Here is an 18,205-nt window from a genome sequence, read left to right as displayed (position 1 = left end):
GGTGGCCTCGGCCGCCGTCGCCGCCAGGCGGAGCCGGACGGGGACGCTGCGCGCCGGGCCGCTGGCCGTCGTGCTCGCCCTCGCCCTGGTCGCCGCGCTGACCGCCGCCGTCTCGCTCGGCTCGGTGGACATCGCCCCGGGCGAGGTCTGGTCGGTGGTCGCCCACCGCCTCACCGGCCGCGCTCCCGAGCCCGGCACCCGGGACCTCATCGTCTGGCAACTGCGCGTCCCGCGCGCCCTGCTGGCGGCGATGGTCGGGGCCGGGCTCGGCCTGGTCGGCACCGCCGTCCAGGCACTGGTCCGCAACCCGCTCGCCGACCCCTACCTGCTCGGGATCTCCTCCGGTGCCGCGCTCGGCGCGGTCGCGGTGATCGTCCTCGGCGGCGGCCTCGGCCTGCAGCTGGCCTTCGGCAGCGCGATCGGGCTGACCATCTCGCTGGCCGCCTTCCTCGGCGCGCTGGCGGCGTTCTCCCTGGTCTGGCTGCTGGCCCGGCGCGGCGGCGGGTTCTCGCCGCTGCGGCTCGTGCTGGCCGGCATCGGCATCGGCCAGTTCCTCGCCGGCTTCACCAGCTACCTCGTCCTGCAGACCAGCGACGAACAGCAGACCAGGGGCGTGCTGTTCTGGCTGATGGGCAGCCTCAGCGGTGCGGTCTGGGGTCAACTGGCCGTCCCGGCCGTCGCCGTGGCCCTCGGGCTGGCGCTGCTCCAGGCCCGCGCGCGGAGCCTGAACGCGCTGCTGATGGGCGACGAGACGGCGGCCGGGCTCGGGGTGGACGTCACCCGGCTGCGCCGCGAGATCTTCGTCGTCACCAGCGTGCTGACCGGGGTGCTGGTCGCCGTCTCGGGCGCGATCGGCTTCGTCGGGCTGATGGTGCCGCACGTCTGCCGGCTGCTGGTCGGCGGCGACCACCGCCGGCTGCTGCCGCTGTCCGCGCTCACCGGGGCGGTGCTGCTGGTGGTGGTCGACACCCTCGCCCGGACCGCCCTGGACACCCAGGAGCTGCCCATCGGGGTGGTCACCGCGCTGCTCGGCGCGCCCACCCTGCTCTTCCTGCTGGACCGACGACTGGAGCGGAATTGAGGATCGCGGTCGAGGATCTGAGTGTCACCCTGTCCGGACGGACGGTGGTGGCCGGCGTCCACCTGGTCGCCGAGGAGGGGGAGATCGCCGGGCTGGTCGGCCCGAACGGCAGCGGCAAGTCCAGCCTGCTGCGCACCGTCTACCGGCATCTTCGGCCGAGTGCCGGGCGGGTTCTGCTGGCCGGCCGGGAGCTGGCCGGGCTGACCGCCGCGCAGTCCGCGCGGCACATCGCGGCGCTGCCCCAGGAGCGCGGCGGAGACTTCGAGTTGACCGTCCGCGAGGTCGTGGCGATGGGCCGCACCCCGTACAAGCGGGCCTTCGCGGCGGACGACGCGGAGGACCACCGGCTGGTCGCGGACGCCCTGGAGCGGGTCGAGATGGCCGGCGCGGCGGACCGCCGGTTCGCCCAGCTGTCCGGCGGTGAACGCCAGCGCGTGCTGCTGGCCAGGGCGCTGGCCCAGCAGCCGGACGTCCTGGTGCTGGACGAGCCGACCAACCACCTGGACGTCCGGCACCAGGTCGAGCTGCTCGCGCTGCTGCGCGAACAGCGCCGCACCACGCTGATCGCGCTGCACGACCTCAACGCGGCGGCCTCGGTCTGCGACCGCCTGCACGTCCTGCACGAAGGCGCCCTGGTGGCGTCCGGGCCGCCGCGCGAGGTGCTGACCGCCGAGCTGTTGGCCAAGGTCTTCGGGGTGCGGGCGGCGGTGGTCGAACACCCGCTCACGGGTGACCCGTTGATCGCGTTCGACCACCGCACGCCCGCCTCGATGGCGGGATCGCCGAAGCGTCAGGAGGTCTCGTAGTGGCTCGGGCGGCCGTCGCGCTCCACCAGCCGGCCGATCCGCCCGGCCTCCTCGCTGCGTAGCAACTCCCAGCGCCCGTCGGGGCGGTGGAGCACCGCGGAGTGCCACGGCGTCATCCAGACGTCGGCGGCCTCCAGCAGCCGGATGCCGAACTTGGCCACGCCGACCCGCTGGGGGTGGATGGAGAGCCGGAAGGACCGGGGGTGCTGCTCGGCGATCAGGTCGCCCCAGGCGCGGCTGCGCTGGATGACGCCGTACGCGCGCTGCCGGCAGTCGCGCTGCAGGGCGGACCTGGTACCGGTGAAGCCGGCGGTGTCCTCGGTGAGGAACCGGGTGATGCCGCGGTAGAGGCGCAGGGTCTCCTCGTCGGTGAGGACCTGCTCGCGCAACTCCTCCTTGCTGGGCGCGTACTGGGCGTGCACCCGGGCCCGCTTCTCGTCGAACGGCAGGTCGCCGAGGACGGCCCGCAGGTCGAAGGTGGCGAGGTGGCTCAGGCCCTCCCGCGCGATCATCGCGGAGAGGGCGTCGGAGTACTCGTCGATGTGGTCGTCGGGGACGTGGATGAGGTCGCCGAAGATGTGGCCGTCGGAGCAGATGAGGATCTCTGCGCCGGGTTCGTAGAGCGTGCCGATCTCCTCGCAGAGACGGTCGAGGAAGGTGAGCGAGAGGCGTTCGCCCTCGTCGGGCAGGTGGCCGAGGACCTTGGCGGGGTTGGGCGACTTGCAGGGGAAGCCGGGCAGGGTGAACACGATCGGGTCACCGGCGGCGACGAAGTCGGCCAACTGCTCCAGCTGGAGCGGGAAGTCGGCGGTCGTGGCGTCGACCTCGGGGTCGGAGGCCCGGCGGTGCGGGAGCAGCAGCTCCAGGATCGCGGCGCAGATCCGCGGCACGGACTCCGGCGCCGGGGCGCCGGGGCGGCGGGCGGCGCCGGGCGGGGCGGCGCCCGGCCGGGGCTCGGCGGTTCGGTGGTCGGTGGGCCCGTGTTCGGCGGGTCGGGCGGTGGTGCCGGCCGCGGTGGCGGCCGGGGAACGGGTGTCGGTCGGGGAGTCGGTCGCGACGCCGGTAGGTGGCATGGTGGTCCTCCACGGGACGAGCGGTGTGCGGGCTTCGGGGCAGGCGGGAGCCACGCCCGGCGGTGGCCGCCGGGACGACGGGAGGGAGCGCGGGGGCTTCGGGGCGGTCAGACCCGCCGGTCGTAGGCGACCGGGAGGCGGTTCACGCCCCGGGCGAGCACGGCGGGCACCCAGGTGAGCGCGTCGATGCCCGCGCCGTCCTCGGTGGACGGCCGCAGTCCGGGCAGCCGGGTGAGCAGGGTGGCGAGGGCGATCTGGAGTTCGAGCCGGGCCAGGGCCGCGCCGGGGCAGTAGTGGATGCCGTGGCCGAAGGCCAGGTGGGCGTTGGGGGTGCGGTCGAAGTCGAGGACGTCGGCCTCGGGGAACTGCTCGTCGTCGCGGTTGGCGGCGCAGAGCGAGACGATCACGGAGTCGCCGGCGGGGACGGTCGTGCCGTACAGGTCGCTGTCCTCGGCGAAGAAGCGCCAGGTGGTGAGCTCGAACGCGGCGTCGTGGCGCAGCAGTTCCTCCACCGCGCGGGTGAGCAGGACCGGGTCGGCGGCGATGCCGTCGCGCAGCCGGGCGAGCTGCTCGGGGTGGCGCAGCAGGGTGATCAGCATGGTGGTGATCTGGTTGGTGACGGGCTCCTGGCCGGCCACCAGCAGCTGGAACACGATCGAGTCGCGCTCCTCGGGGGTCAACTCGCCCGCGTCGCAGGCGGCGACGAGCCGGCCGAGCAGGTCGACGTCGGACCCGGCGGGGTCGTGGTGGGCGCGCTTGTGGGCCACCACGTCGGCGATGTACCCCTGGAGGCCGCGCAGCCGGCCCTCGTAGGCCGGCCGGCCCGGGTCCTGCGGGCCGACCGGCTGGACGACCTTGCCCCAGTCCCGGTCGAATCGGGCGGCCAACTCCGGCGGGAGTCCGATGACTTCGGCGAGCACCCGGAAGGGGTAGTGGGCCGCGAAGCCGGCCACCAGGTCGGCGCCGCCGGTCCCGGGCAGCTCGTCGACCAGGGCGTCGGCGAGCTCCTGGACGCGCGGCCGCAGGGACTCCACCCGGCGCGGCGCGAAGGCGTCCAGGACGAGCCGGCGCATCTGCGTGTGCTTCGGCGGGTCCTGGTGCAGCAGGTGGACCTGGAGCTGGGAGTGCTGCGGCTCGGGCATGATCGAGGCGAGCCGGCGCCAGCCCTCGTTGCCCAGGGCGTGGTTCTTGCCGAGCCGCGGGTCGTTGAGGGTCTCGTGGGCGGCCCGGTAGCCGGTCACCAGCCAGGCGGCGATCCCGCTGGGGAACCGGACCCGGTGGACCGGCCCGGCCTCCCGCATCCGCCGGTAGAGCGGATAGGGGTCGCTCTTGTACGCGGACCCGTACAGCGGTACCGGGTCCGGGAGTTCGTCGTAGCCGAACGGGCAGCGCGGGGTGTCCGCCGGGCTGCCGGCGGTCGGGTCGTGGACGGTGTCGGTCATGCGGGGTCCTCCGGTCGGGATCGGTGGTGCGCGCGAGGGCGCTTCGTCAGGCTCTGGAGCGCGTCGTGCTGTCGGCGCCGCTCGCCCCGTCGGTGCTCCCGGCCTGCTCGGGGAGCGGGGGGAGCGCGGCGCGGGCGGCGCGGTGGGCGCGGTGGGCGCGGTGGTGCAGGGCGAGGAGGGCCACGGCCGTGGTGGCGGCCAGCGTGGCGAGGACGAGTCCGGCGCGGCCGGCCGTGGGGCCACTGCCGCCGACCAGGGCGGCGGAGGTGCCGAGGGCCGGGCCGAGGGCGAACCCGAGGCTGCGGGAGAGCTGGACGACGGAGCCGGCGGTGGCCAGTTGCCCGGTGCGGGCGGCGCTCATCACCAGGGCCTGCACCGGGCCGCCGTTGAGGCCCATGCCGGCCCCGGCGAGCGCGAGCCGCCAGGAGATGTCGGCCGGCGTCCAACCGGAGTCCAGCGGGACGAGCAGCAGCAGACCGGTGGCGGTGACGACGGCGCCGGTCAGCGCGGTGGGCCGGGCGCCCCAGCGGTCGGCCAGCCGCCCGCCGAAGCGACCGGCCAGCACCATGCCCAGCGGGAACGCCAGCATGGTCAGGGCGGTGGTGGTGGCGCTGATCCCGTCGTCCCGGCGCAGGTGCTGGGCGAGCAGGTAGTGGGTGGCGGCGAAGCCGGCGGCCAGGGCCAGCACCGAGCCGTTCACGCCCGCGGTGCCGGAGGCGCGCAGCACGGCGGTGACCGGCCGCCCGCCGGGCCGGCGCAGCCAGAGCGCCACCAGCGGGGCGGCGGGCAGGGCGAGCAGCAGCAGGCCGGGCCGGTCGGGGGCGAGGGTGAGCCCGAGCATGACGGCGGCCACGGCCGAGCCGATCAGCGCGGCGTCGCCGAGGGAGCCCCGGTCGGGCAGGCGCAGCCGGCCGCCCCGCGGGGCGTGCCGGTGGGCGATCGCCAGGGCGACCAGACAGACCGGCAGCTTGACCAGGAAGATGGCCCGCCAGCCGACGTGGTCGAGCAGCAGGCCGCCGATCACCGGCCCGGTGACGGCGCCGAGCGGGCCGAGGGTGGCGGGGACGCTCATCGCCCGGCCGCGCAGCTGGGGCCGGACGGCGGTGGCGGCCAGCACCGGCATCAGCACGAACAGCACCGCGCCGAAGGCGCCCTGGGCGAGCCGCGCCGCGATCAGCCAGCCCGCCCACGGGGCGACGGCGGCGAGCACGCTGCAGAGCGCGAAGCAGCTGACGGCCAGCAGCAGGGCGGACCTGGCGCCGACCTGGCCGAGCCAGCGCCCGGCCGGCAGCAGCAGCGCCACCAGCGGGAGCTGGTAGCCGAGGACGGCCCACTGGGCGGTGGTCGACGAGACGTGCAGTCCGGCGGCTATGTCGGTGAGTGCCAGGTTGACGACGTTCATGTCGAGCATCGCCACGAACGAGAGCAGCCCGGCCGCCACGACCAGGATCCACCGGTCCGGCTGCTCTGCCGGACCGTCACCCGGCCCGCCGGTGGCCGGCGCCTGTCGCGCTGCCATGGGTCCTCCTCCGCTTGCCGTGCCGTGCGACACCGCCTCGTCGGCGGCGTCCGGTACAGCAGTCGGGGGCGGGGGAGCTCCGGTTCCGAACACCTGAGGGAATTTCCCGGTTGGCCGGAATGCGGCGACCGGATGGCTGGTCTAGACCACTAGTGATCTAGGAAGCCCCCGGTTCAGCGCCTGTTCGGCCCTGGTTCGGCCCCGGTTCTCCCGGCACGATCGACCCCGTCGGCCCGGTGCCGGTCCGGCAGGGACGCGAGTCGGTCGGACGGCGGCGCGGGGGTCGCGCCGATGGCGGCACGGGGAAATAGCCCGGTCCGTTCCGGGGTTGCAGCCAGGCACGACGCATGATCGCGGCAGGACCGGAAGGATCATCATGAAGATCGGCATCATCGGCGCGGGCAACATCGGCGGCAACCTCACCCGTCGGCTCACCGCCCTCGGGCACGAGGTGTCCGTGGCCAACTCGCGCGGCCCGCAGACGCTGGCCGCGCTGGCCGAGGAGACCGGCGCCACACCGGTCGCCGCGACGGAGGCGGCGCGCGGCGCCGAGATCGTGGTGGTGACGGTGCCGCTGAAGAACGTGCCGGACCTGCCGTCCGGCCTGTTCGACGGCGCGGCCGAGGGCTTCGTCGTGATCGACACCGGCAACTACTACCCGCAGCAGCGGGACGGCCGGATCGCGGCCATCGAGGAGGGGCAGACCGAGAGCCGGTGGACGGAGGGCCACCTCGGGCACCCGGTGGTGAAGGCCTTCAACGGCACCTACGCCGAGGACCTGCTGGAGCGGCCGCGCCCGCAGGGCGACCCGGACCGGCTGGCGCTCCCGGTGGCCGGTGACGACGAGGCCGCCAAGCGCGTCGTCCGGGCCCTGATCGACGAGCTGGGCTTCGACAGCGTGGACGCGGGCGGTCTGGACGACTCCTGGCGCCAGCAGCCCGACACCCCCGTCTACGGTCTGCGGGCGGGCGTGGACGCGGTCGTCAAGGCGCTGGCCGAGGCCTCGCCCGAGCGCCCCGCCGCCTTCCGCGCCCGGGCCTGACGCGCCCGGGCCCGACGCGCCAGGCACGACGCGCCAGCCCTGACGCTCCGGGCCCGGGCCCGGGCGGCGCGCCCGCCCGGTTCCTCTCCCCGATGAGGGAGGAACCGGGCCCGGACGCGCCGACCGGGCCGGTGGCGCGGCGTCAGCAGGCGGCGGCCAGCGGGGTGGCCGGTCCCGGGGACGCCGGGTCGCCGGTCTCGGCCGCCCGCAGGCGGGCGATCAGTTCCTCGCGGGCCCGGGCGACCCGGGAGCGGACGGTGCCGACCGGGCAGCCGGCCACCGCGGCGGCCTCGGCGTAGCTCAGGCCGACCACCTGGGTGAGTACGAAGGCCTCCCGGCGCTGCGCGGGCACCCGGTCGAGCAGGTCGCCGAGCGCGACGCCGTCCTCGAACCCGGCGGCGGGCGGGGCGCTCTGCCGTTCGGCGGCCTCCTCCCAGTCCGGCAGGGCGGCGCAGCGCGGGCGGGCGGCGGCGGTGCGGTAGCGGTCGATGACGGTCCGCCGGGCGATCGACAGCAGCCAGGTGCGGGCGGAGGAGCGGCCGGCGAAACCGGGCAGGCTCCGCAGCGCGCGCAGGAAGGTCTCCTGGGCGAGGTCGTCGGCGGACTGCACGTCGGTCAGATGGGCGACGAACCGCCACACGTCCCGCTGGGTGGCCATGACGAAGGCCTCGACGTCGGCCGGCCGGCCCGCGCGGGCGGCGAGGGCCAGCGCGGTCAGCTGCTCGTCATCCATGCCGGACCCCCACCCGGTCGGTCCGGCCCGGGGCCCGGTGCGGGACGATGGTCACATGAGATGCGCCCAGTTCCGTACTGCTCTGTCCGCCCGTCTCGACGGTGAGCCGACCGGTCTGCCGGACCGGCGGCTGGACAAGCACCTCGCGCGCTGCGAGGCCTGCCGCGGCTGGCAGGAGCAGGCGGAACGGCTGCGCGGTCGCACGGCGGGGGTCGACCCGGACGGCCCCTCGGCGGCATGGTCGACGAACCTGCTCGCGAGCCTGGGCGGGCGCGGGTCGGGTGCGGGCGGTCCCGGCGTGACGGGCGGTCCCGGGCAGGGGGACGACGGGTCGGGGCCGGAGCGGTAGGACGGTGGCGCCGGGCGAGGCCGGTGCGCCGTCGTAGTCAGGCATGAAGAGGTCCTGAGGAGAGTGCTCGGGAGCGGCGGCCGCTGCGGGCGGCGCGCTCGGCGTCGGTGGACGCGCACGGATCGCCGTGTCCCGGCAGGGGGCGGCGGGGCGTGCGGGCCCGGGCCCCGGCGGCGCGGCCTAGCCACGGCGCGGGGCGACCTGCCCGCCGCGGCGCGGACACCGGAACGGCGTCGGGCGGCGGGCGCGTCAGCAGGCGGCAGCGAAGGACGGTGGCCCGCGCCGGACGAGGGCGTGCGAGAGCAACACCGGTCGGGGCGGGCGGGCCCGACGGGCGGCGGGCCGGGGCGGGACCGGCGGCTCGAAGCCGCGCGGTCGGGTGAGCAGGGCGAGCACCGGGAGCAGCAGGACCCCGGCCAGCACGGTGCCGAGTGCTCCGAGCAGTTCGAACAGCCGGGTCAGCGCCGTCTCGCCGCGCCGGAGCAGCAGCGCGCAGGCGAGTGCGGCGAGCAGGTGGGCGGTGAGCATCCCGGCCGACATGGAGTGGGCCGCCATGTCGTGGCCGGACATCCCCGGCATCCCGGAGGCTCCGGACAGCCCGGCCGCGTCGCCGGACAGCCCGGACCCGCCGGTCAGGCCCGCCAGCCCGTGGTCCGCGGCGGCCGTGGCCGGAGGCGGGCCCACCGCGGCCGCGGTGCCGTGGTGGTGCGTCCCGGTCAGGACGCGGACGCCCGTGGCGGGCGGCAGGTCGGGGTCGATCCCGGCCATCCGGGCCAGGTCGGCGGGGGAGAGCCCGGTGGGCGTCTGGTCCGGATTGCAGAGCAGCAGGCCGGCCCAGTCCGTCGTGGCGACGCGGCCGAACCCGCCGCGGTCGGCGGCCAGGGCCCCGGCCTGTTCGAACATCAGGTGCAGCGCGCTCTGCGCGGCGACCATCCAGACACTGATCGGACCGAGCCCCCGCCGCTTGCCGGCCAGCAGCCAGCCGAAGCCGAGGGTGAGACCGAAGGCGCCCGCCAGGACCGGCGGGGAGACCCCGGCGCCGGCCATGGTGACGTGCGCCGCGGCGGCCAGCGCCACGCAGAGCGCGGCGAAGACCACGGCGCGCAGTGCGCGGATTCGGTCGGTCATCACGATGACACTCATCGTCGCATTCGCCCCGGCGGGCCAGGACCGCGCCCTCGGGTATTGGCCGGTTCGGCCCCGTGAGAACATGCCCGGCCGCCCGGTCCCGGCTGCCCGGACGGGCAGTCGGCCAAGCGATCGGACGGGCGATCGGAGGGGCAGTCGACCGGGGCGGTCGACCGGGGGCGACCGGGGTCGGCCGGACCGCCGCCGCCCGGCCGGTGCACGGCCGTCGCGGGCCCCCGAGGGCGGCGCGCCAGAGGCGGTTCGTACGGTTGCCCGGCCCCGGCTTGTCCGTTCCGGCACGGGACCGCCGCCCGCGCCCGCCCGTACCGTCTGGGCACCGCGCGGCGCCGCGCCGCCGGTCGACGACGGCACGGGCCGGTGAGCACGGAGAGGCGGGCGGGCCGATGTACTGGCTGGTTCACGACTATCGCGAGGACGACCTCGCGGCGGTGGTCCACTTGATCGACACCACGGCGGAGCTCGGCCAGGAGTCGGTGTTCTCCCTGGCGGAGTGCATCAGCGCGCTGACCTCGCGCCAGCCGGCCGTGGTCGCCGTGCACCAGGGGGCGCCGATCGGTGCCGCGCTCGCCTGCGTGGCGGGCGAGCGCGCCTGGGTGATGCGGATCGCGATCGCGCCGGCCTGGCGCGGCCGGGGCCTGGCGAGTTCGCTGCTGCGCGAGCTGGAGCGCCGGCTGGTGGCCTGCCGGGTGCGCCGCGTCGCCTACGTGCTGCCCGAGGAGGAACTGCTCGGCGAGGGCCTGCACAACGCCGGCTACACCCGCCGCCCCGCGGCCGCCTACTTCGAGAAGGACGAGCCGCAGGCGGGTGCGGCGAGCGGACTCCTGGAGGAACTCGGCGGCCGGCTGCTGCCGGGCGACCTCTGGGCCAAGGTGGCCGGGATGGAGACCGAGAAGAACCTGATCGAGCGCCGGGTGGTGGCGCCGCTCGCCGAGCCCGAGCGGGCCGCCCGGCACGGTGTGCGCCCGCCGCGCGCGATCGCCCTGTTCGGACCGCCCGGTACCGGCAAGACCACCTTCGCCCGGGCGATCGCCTCCCGGCTCGGCTGGCCGTTCGTCGAACTGCTGCCGTCCCGGCTGGCCGACGAGGGCAACCTGGCGGCCGCGCTGCGCGACGCCTTCGCCCGGATCGGCCGGCTGGAGCGCGCGCTGGTCTTCATCGACGAGGTGGAGGAGATCGCGCCGCTGCGCACCGAGGGCGTCCAGGGCGGCATGCACGGCGTCACCAACGAGCTGCTCAAGCTCATCCCGGGGTTCCGGGAGGGCGAGGAACGGCTGCTGGTCTGCGCCACCAACTCGATCCGCTCGCTGGACCCGGCGTTCCTGCGCCCGGGCCGCTTCGACTACCTGATCCCGATCGGCACTCCGGACCCGGCCGCGCGCTCCGCCATCTGGTCCCGGTACGCGGCCGGCCGGGCGGACGTGGACCTCGACGCGCTGGTGGGGGCGAGCGAGCTGTTCACCCCGGCGGACATCGAGCACGCCGCCCGGGTCGCCGCCCAGGCGGCCTTCGAACGGGACCTCGCCGGAGCGGACCCTGCCGGAGCGGGCCCCCTCGGGGACGCCGTGACGGGGACGGACCCCGCCGCGACGGGGCCGGACGCCGCCGACGGGGCGAGCACCGAGGACTACCTGGCAGCCATCGCCCGGGCCCGGCCGACCGTCACCCCGGCGATGATCGAGGAGTTCGGCGCGGACATCACCTCGCATGCGCGCGTCTGAATATCGTTTCATCGCATGGTAGTTGCGGTTTGACACCCTGCCGGTCGGTGCTGACTAAATGTGGGCACCGACAGGACAGGAGGCCCGGCATGGGCACAGTGGCCGCGACGGACACCCCCGCCGTCGACCTCGCCGACCCCGGGTTCTGGCAGCTGCCCGCGCCGGCCCGGGCCGCCGCCTTCGCCGAGCTGCGCCGACTCCCCGGCCCGGTCTTCGTCGGCGAACGGGCCGGGGAGCGGGCCGGCGGCGCCAAGGGCGCCAGGAGCGGCAGGAGCGGCAGGAGTGCCAAGGGCGCCAAGGGCTACCACGCCCTGGTCCGGCACGCCGACGTGGTCGAGGCCAGCCGCACCCCCGCGGTGTTCCTCAGCGGTCCCGGGGTCACCACCCCCGAACCCGCCCGCTGGGTCCGGGCGCTGTTCGGCGACTCGATGGTCAACCTGGACGACCCCCGCCACGCCCAGCTGCGCCGGATCGTCTCCCGGGCGTTCACGCCGCGCCTGATCGCCCGGGTCGAGGACGACATCCGCCTGGTCGCCGCCCGCCTGATCGACCGGGTGGCACGGGACCGGCCCGAGGACTTCGTCACCTCGGTCGCCGCCGAGCTCCCCTTCCAGGTCATCTGCAACATGATGGGCATCCCGGAGGAGCCCCGCCGCGCGATCCTCGACCAGGTCAACCACGCCTCCGAGAACACCGGGGTGGCCCGGCCGCTGCGCAGCCGGATCCGGGTGCCCGGGCGCGGCCTGCGGGCGCTCGCCCGGATGCAGGGCATGGTCGCCGAACTCGGCCGGGAGCGGCGCCGCCGGCCCACCGACGACCTGATCTCCGCCCTGGTCACCGCCGACGTCGACGGCCGCCGGCTGACCGGCCGGGAGCTCGGCGCGTTCTTCTCCCTGCTGCTGGTCGCCGGTGTCGAGACCACCCGCAACGCACTGGCCCACGGCCTGCACCTGCTCACCGTCCACCCCGAGCAGCGGGCCCTGCTGCTCGGCGACCCGGACCGCCACCTCGGCGGCGCGGTGGACGAGATCGTCCGCCACGCGACGCCGATCATCCAGTTCCGCCGCACCCTGGCCGTCGACCACCGGCTGGGCGGCCCCGAGGGCCCCCTGCTGCGGGCGGGGGAGAAGGCGGTGCTCTTCTTCGGCTCCGCCAACCGCGACGAGAGCGTCTTCACCGACCCGGACGCCTTCGACATCACCCGCACCCCCAACCCCCACCTCGGCTTCGGCGGCGGCGGGCCGCACTACTGCCTGGGCGCGCACCTCGCCCGGCAGGAGATGAAGGTGCTCTACCGGGAGCTCTTCACCCGGCTGCCGCAGGCCCGCTCGGTGGGCGAGCCGGACCTGATCCCGTCCAACTTCGACCACCGGGTGCGGGCGCTGCGCTTCACGTTCTGACGCGGCTCCGCCCCCGTGGGCGGCTACCCGCCGGTCGGGATGCCGCGGTCGGCCTTCACCTGCTTCATGGTCAGGTGCGAGTTCACCTGGGCGATCCCGGGCAGCCCGGAGAGCACGTCGGTGATGAACCGCTCGTAGGCCGCGATGTCCGCCACCGCGATCCGCAGCAGGTAGTCCGGTTCGCCGAAGAGCCGGTGCGCCTCCACCACCTCGGGCAGCTCCGCCACCCGGTGTTCGAACTCGGCCACCGTCCCCCGGTCCTCGTGCCGCATGGTGATCGTCACGAAGGGCTGGAAGCCGCGGCCCACCGCCGCGCCGTCCAGCAGCGCCCGGTAGCCGCGGATCACGCCGTCCTGCTCCAGCTGCCGGACCCGGCGCAGGCACGGCGAGGGGGTGAGGTCCACCCGGGCGGCCAGTTCGGCGTTGGTGAGGCGGCCCTCCTGCTGGAGCTCGCGGAGGATTCTGCGGTCGATACGGTCCATAGCGCAATATTCTGCCAAACCACGGGCCGAACGGGCATGAAGTGGCCATCGTGTGCCGAGCCGTTCCGGCTACCTTCAGTGACCGTAGCGCCGGAACGAACACGACAGGTCACGACCATGGACACGCACGCCCTCCTCCTCTTCCTGGGGGTCGACCTGCTCCTGGTCTGCACCCCCGGCCCCGACTGGCTCTACATCGCCGCCCGCGGCCTCGGCCAGGGCCGCCGCGCCGCGCTGGTCGCCGTCGCCGGCGTCTGCGCCGGATACGCCGTGCACACCCTGCTCTCCAGCGCCGGCCTCGCCGCCGCGCTGCGGGCGGTGCCCGCCGCCCTGCCCGTGCTCCGGCTGGTCGGCGCCGGGTACCTGCTGGTGCTGGCGGCCGGCATGCTCCTCGCGCTGCGCCGGGGCGGGGCCACCGCCTTCGCGCAGGCACCGCCGCAGCCCACCGCCACCGTGCTGCGCCAGAGCATGCTCACCGCCCTGCTCAACCCCAAGGGCCTGCTGCTCTACCTCTCCCTGGTGCCGCAGTTCGTCGACCCGGCCGCCGCGCTGCCGGTCGGCGGCCAGGTGCTCGCGCTCGGCTCGCTCAACGTGCTGGCCTGCGCGGTCGTCTACGCCCTGGTCGCGCACGCCAGTGGCCGGCTGGGCGGCCGGTTCGGCGCCACCCCGCAGGCCGCCCGGCGGATGACGATGGTCTCCGCGGTGCTGCTGATGCTGGTGGCGGGCGTCACGGCGAGCGCCTGAGAACCGGAGCAGAATGCGGGCATGACAGAGCGTCCGCTACCCGCCACCCCGCCCGCCGCCGCCCCCGACGGCCCCACCGCGCACGCCTGGGCCGCCCTGGGCGGGCCCGCCGACCTGCTGGAGCGGGTCTCCTTCCACGGGCCCGAGGGCGTGCTGCCCGCCCGGCTGCCGGTCCGGCAGCTGGCCCGGGCCACCGTCGCCGCCTGCTCGCTGGCCGCCGGGGAGCTGTCCGCGCTGCGGTCGGGCGGCCCGGTGCCGGCGGTCCGGATCGACCAGGGCGCGGTGGCCACCGCCTTCGTCAGCGAACGCCACCTGCGGATCGACGGCCGCGCCCCCGTCAGCTTCGCCCCGCTCTCCGGCTTCTGGCAGACCGCCGACGGCTGGGTCCGCACCCACGCCAACTACCCGCACCACCGGGCCCGGCTGCTCACCGCGCTCGGACTGCCCGCCGACACCGGCCCCGAACCGCTGGCCGCGACGCTGCGCGAGCACCCGGCCGAGTGGATCCAGGAGAGCGCCTACCGGGCGGGAGCGCTCGCGGTGGCCGTCGCGCCGGCCGGCGGCCCCGCGGTCCCGCTGGTCGAGACCCGGGTCACGGACGGGGCCGCCGCCCGCCCGCTCGGCCCCGCCGGTCTGCCCGCCGAGGGCGTCCGCGTGCTCGACCTCACCCGGGTGATCGCCGGCCCCGTCGCCACCCGCACGCTCGCCCTGCTGGGCGCCGACGTCCTGCGGGTCGACTCGCCCCGGCTGCCCGAGGCCGAGGACGCCCACGCCGACACCGGCTCCGGCAAGCGCTCCACCCGGCTGGACCTCGCCGCCCCCGGCGACCGCGCGGTCTTCGAGGAGCTGCTGGCCACCGCCGACATCGTCGTCACCGGCTACCGCCCCGGCGCCCTGGACGCCTTCGGCCTGGCGCCCGACGCCCTGCTCGCACGGCGCCCCGGCCTGGTCGTCGCCCAGCTCCACGCCTGGGGCCGGACCGGCCCCTGGGCCGGGCGCCGCGGCTTCGACAGCCTGGTCCAGGCCGGTGTCGGCATCGCCGTCACGGAGGCCGGCGCCGACGGCCGCCCCGGCGCGCTGCCCGCCCAGGCGCTCGACCACGGGACGGGCTACCTGATCGCCGCCGGCGTCCTGCGCGCCCTCACCGAGCAGCGCACCGGCCGCCCCGGCGGCCGCCACCTGCGCTTCTCGCTGGCCGGTACCGCCTCCTGGCTGCAGCACGGCATCGGGCCCGCCGCCCCCGGCCCGGCGGCCGCGCAGCCCTACGACCCGCAGCGGTGGCTGACCGAGGCGGACTCCCCGTACGGGCGGCTGCGGTACGCGCTCCCGCCGATCGGCTACCAGGGCGGCCCCGCCGACTGGTCCCGCCCGCCGGGCCGCTGGGGCACGGACGCGCCGGCCTGGAGCTGACGGGCGGCCGCCGCCGGGGAGCTGTCGGCGGCGGGTGGCAGGATCCCGGTATGACCGCGCACGCGAGCGACTACGCCTGGCTCGGCTCCGGGGAGTTCGCCACCCTAGCGCCCGCTGCCGGGCGTCCGCCGGGGCGCGGGGCCGCGGCCGTCAGACGCCGGAGGGGATCTCCTTGGCCCGGCTGCGGACCTGGAAGGCGGTGATGATCTCGATCAGGCCGAGGAACAGCAGCCAGCACCCGGCGAGCACCGTCAGGGCGGTGATCGAGCCGACCGGCCAGACCATCAGCAGCACACCGGCCACGGTGTTGGCCGCCCCGGCGAAGGCCTGCCAGCCGCGCGCCGGCATGTCGGCGTCCGAGATCGCGGCGACGAGCTGGGTGATGCCCCGGAACAGCCAGCCGATGCCGATCCAGAGCGCCAGCAGCAGGAGCGACTGCACCGCGCTGCGGAAGCACAGCAGGCCGAGCAGGACGCAGAGCGCGCCGCTGATGAAGGCCAGCACCCGCATCGCGGTGGTGACATGGGTGCCGAAGGCGGCGACCAGCTGCACGATGCCGATGACCAGCAGGTAGAGGCCGAACAGCACGCCCACGACCATCAGCGTCTGCTTCGGCCAGGCGAAGACGATGATCCCGAGGGCGAGCGAGACGAGCCCGGCGAGCAGCAGCACCTGCCAGGCGGCCTTGGCGAGCATTCCGAGCGGGCCCCGGACCGGCGAACCGTCGGGGGTGATGATCGGGGAGACCACGGTGGTGTACTCCTGGCGGCTTGGGAGGGGCGGAGGACACTCCTGACGATCGTCGCGGGGGCGGCGCACCGCCCGTCGGGTTCGCCCGTCCGGGGGACGGAACTGATGTCCCCCTGATCGGGATGAACCGGCACGACCCGGAGGACCCGGGCGGCGTCCGGGTGGTCGCCGTCCGGCTCGCCGCCAGGCCGCACCTCTGCACCTGGAACCACGCCGACCGCACCTGCCGCCCCGAAGCGGGTGACCGGATCGTGGCCGCCGCCGGCCGCAGCGGGCTCGCCGGGCGCAACACCCGTGTGGTGGCCGAGGACTGACGGACGGGCGGGGGCGGCGGGTGCCGACCGGCCGCCGCCCCCGCCCGTGCCGGATCAGCGGTGGGTGAACTCCGGCGGGCGCTTCTCGGCGAAGGCCGCCATGCCCTCCTTCTGGTCCGCGGTGGCGAAGGTCGCGTGGAACAGCCGGCGCTCGAAGCGGACGCCCTCGGCCAGGGTGGTCTCGAACGCCCGGTTGACGCTCTCCTTCATCATGATCGCGGCGGGGGCGGACATCTGCGCGACCGTCTCCGCGGTGGCCAGCGCCTCGGCGAGCAGCTCGCCGGCCGGGACGATCCGGGAGACCAGGCCGGCCCGCTCGGCCTCCTCGGCACCCATCATCCGGCCGGTCAGGCAGAGTTCCATCGCCTTGGCCTTGCCGACCGCGCGGGTCAGCCGCTGCGAGCCGCCGATCCCCGGGATGACCCCGAGCTTGATCTCCGGCTGGCCGAACTTCGCGGTGTCGGCGGCCAGCAGGATGTCACAGAGCATCGCCAGCTCGCAGCCGCCGCCGAGGGCGAAGCCGGCCACCGCCGCGACGACCGGCTTGCGCAGCTCGCCGAGCCGGTCCCACGGGCCCAGCCAGTCGTCCAGGTAGACGTCGGGGAACGCGTTGCCCTGCATCTCCTTGATGTCGGCGCCGGCCGCGAAGGCCTTCTCCGAGCCGGTGATCACCATGGCGCCGATCTCCGGGTCCCGGTCGAACGCGGTGGCGGCCGCGACCACCTCGTTCATCAGCTGGGTGTTGAGCGCGTTCAGCGCCTTCGGCCGGTTGAGCGTGATCAGCCCGACCCGCCCCTTGCGCTCGACCAGGATCGTCTCGTAGGTCTCGGTCATCGCCGTTGACTCCCATTCCGCTGCTCGGCACCACACCGGGTGCGTCCTGACCACCCAACGATCTACGACGGGCCCCGCCTCGCGCCAGTCTTGCCATGCGAGACGGTGGTCACGGGCTCCGGCGTCCGGCGGGTCGGCTCCGGCCGGGGCCGGTCCGCCGCCCCGGCCGGTCCGACGGCGGTCAGGCCAGGCCGAGTTCGTCGCCCTCGCGCGGGGCGAAGAAGCGGTCGACCTCGGCCGCGGTGACCCCGGCCGGCTCGGCCGGGGACCAGCGCGGGGCACGGTCCTTGTCGACCACCTGGGCGCGGATGCCCTCGACGAGGTCCGGCGTGGTCAGCGCGTGGCAGGAGATCCGGTACTCCTGGTCGAGCACCGCCTCCAGGGAGGGCAGCGTGCGGGCCCGGCGCAGCGCGGCCAGGGTGACCTTGACGGCGGTGGGGGCGTTGCCGAGCAGCTGTTCGGCGGCCTCCTTGGCCTCCGGGACGCCGCAGCCGAGCAGCCGCTCGACAATCTCCTCGACGGTGTCGGCCGCGTAGCAGGCGTCGATCCACTGCCGCCGGTCGGCCAGGGCGGCGGGCGGTGCCGGGGCGGCGTGGGCGGTCACGGCGGCGGTGAGGCCGGCGCCGGTCAACCCGGCGCTGCCCGCCAGGGCGGCGAGCAGCGCGGGGATCCGTGCGGTGGGCACGAAGTGGTCGGCGAAGCCGCAGTACAGGGCGTCGCCGGGGCCCATCGAGCCCGAGGTGAGCCCGAGGTGGAGGCCCGACTCGCCCGGGGCGCGGGCCAGCAGCAGGCTGCCGCCGACGTCCGGGACGAGGCCGATCCTGGTCTCCGGCATCGCCACGACGGACCGCTCGGTGACGATCCGCACGGCGCCGTGGGCGGAGAGGCCGACCCCGCCGCCCATGGTGATGCCGTCCATCACCGCCAGGTACGGCTTCGGGTAGCGGGCGATCAGCGCGTTCAGCCGGTACTCGTCGCGGAAGAACGCCCGGGCGCCGGCGCCGCCCGCTTTGGCATCGTCGTGCAGGGCCCGGATGTCCGCCCCCGCGCAGAGGCCGCGCTCACCGGCGCCGGTCAGCACCACGGCGCGCACCGCGTCGTCCGCCGCCCAGCCGTCCAGGGCGGCCCGCACGGCCCGGATCATGTCGTGGGTCAGGGAGTTGATCGCCCTCGGCCGGTCGAGCACGATCCGCCCGACGCCGCCGTCCCGGTAGGCCTGTACCTCTGCGCTCATCGGGCCCGCTCCCGTTCGTCGTCGCTGTCCGTCGTGGAGAACTCCGCCGTCACCGTACCCCCGGCGGGTGGCCGCCCCGGCGGCCGGGGACGCGGCGCTGCGTGCCGGAGGCGGCGCCGGGTGTC

General features: G+C 75.8%; 18 protein-coding genes. 9 read left to right on the top strand and 9 right to left on the bottom strand.

Features of this window, described 5'->3' with window-relative positions:
- Position 1 precedes the first annotated feature (1 nt).
- Complete coding sequence (locus ABT263_RS04385; protein ID WP_352287390.1) at positions 2–1,081, top strand: FecCD family ABC transporter permease; 1,080 nt, start codon at positions 2–4, stop codon at positions 1,079–1,081.
- Entirely contained in the window at positions 1,078–1,887 is an 810-nt protein-coding gene (locus ABT263_RS04380; protein WP_352287387.1) for an ABC transporter ATP-binding protein, read from the top strand. Before ABT263_RS04385 ends, ABT263_RS04380 begins: the two co-directional genes overlap by 4 nt.
- Here the strand turns inward: ABT263_RS04380 and ABT263_RS04375 are convergent.
- From ABT263_RS04375 to ABT263_RS04365, 3 genes are all read right to left on the bottom strand, one after another.
- Positions 1,872–2,960, bottom strand: a complete 1,089-nt coding sequence (locus tag ABT263_RS04375) for an L-tyrosine/L-tryptophan isonitrile synthase family protein (RefSeq protein ID WP_352287384.1) — start codon at positions 2,958–2,960, stop codon at positions 1,872–1,874. The genes ABT263_RS04380 and ABT263_RS04375 overlap by 16 nt on opposite strands.
- Positions 2,961–3,067: 107 nt before the next feature.
- Entirely contained in the window at positions 3,068–4,402 is a 1,335-nt protein-coding gene (locus tag ABT263_RS04370; RefSeq protein ID WP_352287382.1) for a cytochrome P450 family protein, read from the bottom strand.
- Between the two features lie 46 nt (positions 4,403–4,448).
- On the bottom strand, positions 4,449–5,921 hold the full coding sequence (locus ABT263_RS04365; RefSeq protein WP_352287380.1) for an MFS transporter: 1,473 nt from the start codon (positions 5,919–5,921) through the stop codon (positions 4,449–4,451).
- A 376-nt stretch (positions 5,922–6,297) separates the two neighbouring features.
- On the opposite strand from ABT263_RS04365, the gene ABT263_RS04360 reads away from it, so the two are divergent.
- A complete protein-coding gene (locus ABT263_RS04360) occupies positions 6,298–6,963 on the top strand; it encodes an NADPH-dependent F420 reductase (protein ID WP_352287377.1) in 666 nt (221 codons plus the stop codon).
- 142 nt (positions 6,964–7,105) lie between these two features.
- On the opposite strand, the gene ABT263_RS04355 is transcribed toward ABT263_RS04360, so the two are convergent.
- Positions 7,106–7,696 carry a sigma-70 family RNA polymerase sigma factor gene (locus tag ABT263_RS04355; protein WP_352287374.1) on the bottom strand — a complete coding sequence of 197 codons (591 nt, stop codon included), beginning with the start codon at positions 7,694–7,696 and terminating at the stop codon, positions 7,106–7,108.
- Positions 7,697–7,751: 55 nt separating this feature from the next.
- On the opposite strand from ABT263_RS04355, the gene ABT263_RS04350 reads away from it, so the two are divergent.
- Positions 7,752–8,045 (top strand): zf-HC2 domain-containing protein, encoded by a 294-nt coding sequence (locus ABT263_RS04350; RefSeq protein WP_352287371.1) that lies wholly within the window; start codon positions 7,752–7,754, stop codon positions 8,043–8,045.
- A 249-nt stretch (positions 8,046–8,294) separates the two neighbouring features.
- On the opposite strand, the gene ABT263_RS04345 is transcribed toward ABT263_RS04350, so the two are convergent.
- The gene (locus ABT263_RS04345; RefSeq protein WP_352287368.1) at positions 8,295–9,173 is read right to left on the bottom strand and encodes a hypothetical protein; all 879 of its coding nucleotides are present in this window, start codon (positions 9,171–9,173) and stop codon (positions 8,295–8,297) included.
- A gap of 404 nt (positions 9,174–9,577) precedes the next feature.
- Here ABT263_RS04345 and ABT263_RS04340 point away from each other — a divergent pair, with 404 nt between their 5' ends.
- Both ABT263_RS04340 and ABT263_RS04335 read left to right on the top strand, forming a co-directional pair.
- Complete coding sequence (locus ABT263_RS04340; protein WP_352287365.1) at positions 9,578–10,912, top strand: ATP-binding protein; 1,335 nt, start codon at positions 9,578–9,580, stop codon at positions 10,910–10,912.
- A gap of 89 nt (positions 10,913–11,001) precedes the next feature.
- Positions 11,002–12,312, top strand: coding sequence for a cytochrome P450 (locus tag ABT263_RS04335; RefSeq protein ID WP_352287362.1), 1,311 nt, complete (start codon positions 11,002–11,004; stop codon positions 12,310–12,312).
- 23 nt (positions 12,313–12,335) lie between these two features.
- On the opposite strand, the gene ABT263_RS04330 is transcribed toward ABT263_RS04335, so the two are convergent.
- The gene (locus ABT263_RS04330) at positions 12,336–12,794 is read right to left on the bottom strand and encodes an Lrp/AsnC family transcriptional regulator (protein ID WP_352287359.1); all 459 of its coding nucleotides are present in this window, start codon (positions 12,792–12,794) and stop codon (positions 12,336–12,338) included.
- Positions 12,795–12,911: 117 nt separating this feature from the next.
- Here ABT263_RS04330 and ABT263_RS04325 point away from each other — a divergent pair, with 117 nt between their 5' ends.
- Both ABT263_RS04325 and ABT263_RS04320 read left to right on the top strand, forming a co-directional pair.
- Positions 12,912–13,538: a LysE family translocator gene (locus ABT263_RS04325; protein ID WP_329490435.1), complete on the top strand. Its 627-nt coding sequence runs from the start codon at positions 12,912–12,914 to the stop codon at positions 13,536–13,538.
- Positions 13,539–13,559: 21 nt separating this feature from the next.
- The gene (locus ABT263_RS04320; protein WP_352287356.1) at positions 13,560–14,948 is read left to right on the top strand and encodes a CoA transferase; all 1,389 of its coding nucleotides are present in this window, start codon (positions 13,560–13,562) and stop codon (positions 14,946–14,948) included.
- Between the two features lie 150 nt (positions 14,949–15,098).
- Here ABT263_RS04320 and ABT263_RS04315 read toward each other — a convergent pair whose 3' ends face one another.
- A complete protein-coding gene (locus ABT263_RS04315; protein ID WP_329490438.1) occupies positions 15,099–15,698 on the bottom strand; it encodes an HdeD family acid-resistance protein in 600 nt (199 codons plus the stop codon).
- A 122-nt stretch (positions 15,699–15,820) separates the two neighbouring features.
- Here ABT263_RS04315 and ABT263_RS04310 point away from each other — a divergent pair, with 122 nt between their 5' ends.
- Complete coding sequence (locus tag ABT263_RS04310; RefSeq protein ID WP_352287353.1) at positions 15,821–16,012, top strand: hypothetical protein; 192 nt, start codon at positions 15,821–15,823, stop codon at positions 16,010–16,012.
- A gap of 54 nt (positions 16,013–16,066) precedes the next feature.
- Here the strand turns inward: ABT263_RS04310 and ABT263_RS04305 are convergent, their stop codons facing one another.
- Both ABT263_RS04305 and ABT263_RS04300 read right to left on the bottom strand, forming a co-directional pair.
- Positions 16,067–16,846, bottom strand: coding sequence for an enoyl-CoA hydratase (locus ABT263_RS04305; RefSeq protein WP_352287350.1), 780 nt, complete (start codon positions 16,844–16,846; stop codon positions 16,067–16,069).
- 181 nt (positions 16,847–17,027) lie between these two features.
- On the bottom strand, positions 17,028–18,080 hold the full coding sequence (locus tag ABT263_RS04300; RefSeq protein WP_352287347.1) for an enoyl-CoA hydratase/isomerase family protein: 1,053 nt from the start codon (positions 18,078–18,080) through the stop codon (positions 17,028–17,030).
- Positions 18,081–18,205 lie beyond the last annotated feature (125 nt).

The organism is Kitasatospora sp. NPDC001603 (genome assembly GCF_040298365.1).
Lineage (GTDB): Bacteria > Actinomycetota > Actinomycetes > Streptomycetales > Streptomycetaceae > Kitasatospora.
This window is presented reverse-complemented; position numbering and strand designations above follow the sequence as displayed.